The organism is Alcanivorax sp. HI0044 (assembly GCF_001634945.1).
On sequence record NZ_LWEZ01001400.1, the window covers coordinates 1 to 567 of the forward strand.

Genomic DNA, 567 nt, shown 5'->3' on the forward strand with positions numbered 1-567 from the left:
TCGGGAAGCCAGTCAGGCGGCAGTGGCTCATGGCCAGGACCCGTCGCGTATCCGCTTCAAGTTCGCCTATCAGTACATCGCCGCGCAGTTGATCGTGATGGCGGCGGCTCAGCCGCTATCGCGCACGGGCGCACGCTTGGCGGAACTCAGAGCGGGGATCGGTAACCTGTTGTTGGAGGACCGTTCCCGACCTTCCAGGCCGAGAACGGTCAAAATCTCCAAGACCCGCTATCCCGTCGATCGTAATGCCGCTCCTCTTAAGTGAACGGCATTACGGCAAAGCGCCGGGCTGAAGGCAGACCCCTTACGGGGTAACAACAAATGAACCAGAAGTGTCCTTACTTAGATCAGACGATTACCTGTCCGCTGGTTAACAAGATGCAGGTTCAGTTCCTGGACGCTGATGCCGAATTCGATGTCGTCATCATCGTTGAGATTGATGGTCTGGAAGGCGTCAAAATGTACCGGTGTGCCATGAACACTCTGCAGAATATCCGGGCTGCGTGGCATGGCAGGAATGATGTTTTCCGAGGCAGATATGGCGCTGGTCGCGGGGGGGCGGGCGCT

The 567-nt window shown here is 57.7% G+C and carries 1 protein-coding gene and 1 pseudogene; one reads left to right on the top strand and one right to left on the bottom strand.

Annotation, left to right across the window (positions count from 1 at the left end; genetic code table 11):
* Positions 1–265 (top strand): annotated as a pseudogene (locus A3730_RS20645) (IS4 family transposase); the annotation flags it as partial.
* A gap of 77 nt (positions 266–342) precedes the next feature.
* Here A3730_RS20645 and A3730_RS32005 read toward each other — a convergent pair.
* Positions 343–567: hypothetical protein (locus A3730_RS32005; RefSeq protein WP_063538813.1), on the bottom strand; the 225-nt coding region annotated here is incomplete at its 5' end.